This is a genomic window from Dialister sp. UBA1703 (assembly GCA_002320515.1).
GTDB lineage: Bacteria > Bacillota > Negativicutes > Veillonellales > Dialisteraceae > Dialister.
The window spans coordinates 1-4,131 of record DCJJ01000041.1 but is presented as its reverse complement, the minus strand read 5'-3'; the positions used below and the strand labels follow the sequence as shown (position 1 = coordinate 4,131).

Genomic DNA, 4,131 nt, shown 5'->3' with positions numbered 1-4,131 from the left:
CCAGAGCTATACAGAAATACTGATAAAACCGAAGCCACGGAGATAGTAATCATCGACAGTCAAATGAATTACCGAGGAAAACTTGACACTTACCCTTCCTCCTCCGCCCCTTTCCATCCCCTCTCTCCTGTGGTACAATAAAACCCGCAGACGGCGATGGAGTTCGCCGGGCGAAGGCCGAATGCTCTTTGAGATGATGACTCCTGCCTCCTGGAATATGGTTCTTTTATGGATCCATTTCATCAGGGGACAGGAGATTTTTTTATGGAGGTATCATCATGAATTATGTGTATCCTTTACTGGTGGCCGCCGGCGGGGCGCTGGGAGCCCTGTGCCGGTACATGACTACCCTTGCACTGGCGGGATGGGCGGGGACGGCTTTTCCCTATGGCACCCTGGCGGTGAACGGTGCCGGTTCCTTTCTGATAGGCCTGCTGGGCGTCCTTTTTTCCCGGGTGTATCCGCTCCCCGGAGCGGCGGCTTTTCTCATCACCGGATTTTTGGGCGGGCTCACCACCTTTTCTTCCTTCATGAATGAGACCCTGCAGTTCTGGGCCGCCGGGCGGTGGATGGAGGGGCTGGGCTACATTTTCGCCCAGCTGGCCTGCGGCATTCTTCTGGTGGCACTGGGGGCTTTTCTGGCGGAGAAGATATTTCTATAAGGGGTGCCTTTTTTAATGATATAATATAAGAAGATATTTTCATTTTTTTCCAAAGGAGGCAGTCATGGCTTATCAGAGAATTCACACATCCCTTGCAGGGGGGATTGAGACTATTACCCTGGATTATGCGCCTACCCTGAATGCGCTGGACCTGGTAATGGCAGGAGAACTGGAAGAGGCTTTGAAGGAAGCGGAAGGAAATCCGGAGGTGCTGGTGCTGGTGCTTACCGGCGCAGGGCGGGCTTTCTCTGCCGGCGGTGATATCCGGTACATGAAGGATCACTGCGACGAACCGGATTTTTCAAAGAAATCCATGGCGCCTCTGGCGGGGAAACTGTCGGAAATCGTGCTGTACATGAAGAAAATGAGCAAAATTATTATCTGCGCCGTATCAGGCGCTGCTGCCGGCGGTGCGGCCAACCTGGCCTTCGCCTGCGATTTCATCTTTGCCGCGGACAATGCGAAATTCCTGCAGGCCTTCGTAGGCATCGGCCTCTGCCCCGACACCGGCGGCGTGTACTTCCTGCCCCGCATGGTGGGAAGCCACCGGGCTTTCGATATGTTCGTCACCGGCCGCCCCGTAAAAGCGGAGGAAGCGCTGGAAATCGGGCTGGTGAAAGAAGTGACTGCCAGGGAAGAGCTGATGCCCCGGGTCATGGCTTTTGCAGAAAAGCTGACGGAAGGCCCCCTTCTGGCCTACGGCAACATGAAGAAGCTCATGTTTGAAAGTATGTACAAAGGCTTTGAAGATTACATGAAACAGGAAGCGGTGTACCTGGCCCAGTGCTCCGGGAGCGAAGACTTCAAGGAAGGCATTACCGCATTCCTTGAAAAAAGAAAACCCGATTTCAAAGGGAGGTAATCATGGAAACCAGGACCTTTCACGACGGCACGCTGGACGTGACACTGTACAAAGCACCGGGAGCAGGGCGGATTCTCTACATTCTGGAACCTGAACCGGTGGTGGGAAAGGTGAGCCATCTGGCAGAAGAACTGTCCCTCCACCTGGCGGCCATCAGTGGCATGGACTGGAACCGGGACCTTTCCCCCTGGCCGGCGCCGAAAGTATTTAAAGGGGAAGAAGATTTCTCCGGCGGCGCAGGCCCCTTCATGGCGCAGCTGGAAACTTCCCTCTTTCCAAAGACCGAAGCCCTGCTGGACAGGCCCGTCGAAAAAAGAATGCTGGCAGGCATTTCCCTCTCCGGCCTCTTTACCCTCTACATGGCCGCCCTCTCCCACACCCTGGACGGCGCTGCCTCCATCTCCGGCTCCTTCTGGTTCGACGGCTTCACCGACTTCATGGGCGCCCATCCCCTGCCGGAAAAAATAGAGCGGGTGTACCTCTCCCTGGGAGACAGGGAAAAGAAAACAGGAAATCCCCGCATGGCCCAGGTGGAATCCGCCACCCTGGAAATCGAGGAAATCTTAAAAGAAGAGGGCGTGGAAACCGTATTCCAGATGAACAAAGGCAACCACTTCGTCTACGGCGCCGAACGGCTGGAAGAAGCCGTCCGCTACCTGGCGGAAGGAAAAGTGTGGAAAGGGCCGCATAGTTTGTAGTGGGCTGGTGTACTAGTGTACTAGTGAGCTAGTGTACTAGTGAGCTAGTGTACTAGTGGGCTGGTGTACTAGTGGGCTAGTGTACTAGGGAAGCACTGATTAATTCAAGGAGCTCCGCAAAGCGGTGAGGATAGGCCTTTGCGAAGCAAAGGCGCCGCCGTCAGGCGGCTTTAAAAACTTATTGCCGCGCAGCGGCAATCCACAACCCTCGGGCCGTGAGGCCCGTCAATCTTAAGAACCTTAAGAACCTTAAGAACCCTCGGCTCCGCAGGAGCCGTTAACCTTTTCCTCCACACAACCCTTCTACACAACCTGCCGCCGACAGGCGGCCATAACCTTCGCCCGCGTAGCGGGCGTCAACCTTCCCTTTTGAATCCTCAGGCCCCATGAAAAGAAAGGAGGAAATCATGAAAAACTGGAAATCCATCGTGTACCTTGCCTGCCTGATCCAGGTAGGCGCCGGTATCTCCATGGTGGGAGTCATGTCCTTCCTCCCTTTGTTTCTTTCGGAAATCGGACTGACAGATCCCGGAGAGGCGGCGTTCTGGGCAGGACTTATCGTAGGGGTTACGCCCTTTATGATCGCCTTTTCCGCTCCCTTCTGGTCCATTCAGGCGGACCGGCGGGGGCCGAAGGCAGTGATGTCGGTGGTGCTCCTTACGGTGACCCTGTCTTCCCTGCTCCAGGGATTTGCCGTAAGTCCCTGGCACCTTCTCTTCCTCCGCATGGCCCAGGGGCTGGTGGGGGGATTTGTGCCCATCGGCCTTTCCATTGTGGTGTCCGTGACGCCGGAGAATAAAACCTCCTGGGCCATGGGCTATTTCCAGGCAGCCATGGTGATGGGCATTATGTTCGGCCCCCTTCTGGGAGGAACCATAGCCGATACCTTCGGCTACCGCATGCCCTTTTTCTTCTTTGCCTTCCTGGCCTTCTGCTGTTTCCTTTCCGTGCGCTTTTTCCTTCCTGCCATTCACCGGAAGGGGGCGGACAAGGAAAAAAGTTCCACCTGGAGCCAGATTCTCTATTTCATGAAAATCCCCAGGGTTCGCATTATGACCTTCATGCAGTTCCTCTGCAACTTCGGCATTACCGGCATCGGCCCTATCCTGCCCCTTTATATCAAGCAGATGATGGGCAGCAGTACGGAGCTGGTAGCCACGGTGGTGGGCTTCATCATTTTCATTTCCGGCGGCTGCAGTGCCGTCATGTCCCTTAACGTGGGACGGCTGACGGAATACATCCGGCCCCACCGCATTCTGGTGGGAGCCACCTTCTTCGTAGGTTTCACCTTCCTCATGCAGCACCTTATGACCACCGTCACCGGCCTTGGGGTGTGGCGGGGCATTACAGGCCTGGGCATGGGCCTCATCGCTCCCTGCACAAATACCCTCATCGCCAAGTCCGTGCCCCCTGAAAAAAGGGCCATCGTCTTCGGCGTGGTGTCCAGCGTATTCCTCATGGGCAACGTGGCCGGCCCTGTCTGCTCCGGCGCCCTGGCCCGCTGGCTGGGCTACCCCTCCGTCTTCTGGTCCACCGCCCTGGCCTTCCTCCTGGCCGGCGCTGTGATTGCATGGAACTTCCGGAAGGAATGGTGAAATAGTGTACTAGTGTTCTAGTGTTCTAGTGTTCTAGTGTACTAGTAGGAAAGTGAGACAGGGCGCAGCGAGCCGGAAGGGGTTAGCCGATAGGCGGCATTAAAAACTTCATTGCCCGAAGGGCAATCCACAACTCTCAGCGGCCAAAGGCCGCTGTCAAACCTAAGAACCCTCCGGGCCCGAAGGGCCCGCCCCCTTTGGTGGCTGCGCCACCACCTTGCCCGGTGGGAAGCATGTCACTGGATTCGCGGGTCGCGTGGCTCCCCTATGAATCCAGTTCCTTTGCCACCTCAAGGGGAAACGAGAGATATGAA

Annotated in this window: 4 protein-coding genes and 1 riboswitch; all 4 genes read left to right on the top strand. The window is 56.1% G+C overall.

The window, feature by feature from the left end:
• Positions 1-143 precede the first annotated feature (143 nt).
• Positions 144-213: riboswitch (Fluoride riboswitch) on the top strand.
• 65 nt (positions 214-278) lie between these two features.
• The 4 genes from crcB (at position 279) to B2Y11_RS02005 (ending at position 3,817) form a co-directional block, all read left to right on the top strand.
• Complete coding sequence (gene crcB / locus B2Y11_RS02020; RefSeq protein WP_291055507.1) at positions 279-662, top strand: fluoride efflux transporter CrcB; 384 nt, start codon at positions 279-281, stop codon at positions 660-662.
• A 64-nt stretch (positions 663-726) separates the two neighbouring features.
• Complete coding sequence (locus B2Y11_RS02015) at positions 727-1,524, top strand: enoyl-CoA hydratase/isomerase family protein (RefSeq protein ID WP_291055504.1); 798 nt, start codon at positions 727-729, stop codon at positions 1,522-1,524.
• A gap of 2 nt (positions 1,525-1,526) precedes the next feature.
• Positions 1,527-2,222 (top strand): hypothetical protein, encoded by a 696-nt coding sequence (locus tag B2Y11_RS02010; protein ID WP_291055501.1) that lies wholly within the window; start codon positions 1,527-1,529, stop codon positions 2,220-2,222.
• A gap of 407 nt (positions 2,223-2,629) precedes the next feature.
• A complete protein-coding gene (locus tag B2Y11_RS02005; protein WP_414630730.1) occupies positions 2,630-3,817 on the top strand; it encodes an MFS transporter in 1,188 nt (395 codons plus the stop codon).
• The last annotated feature ends 314 nt before the right edge of the window (positions 3,818-4,131 follow it).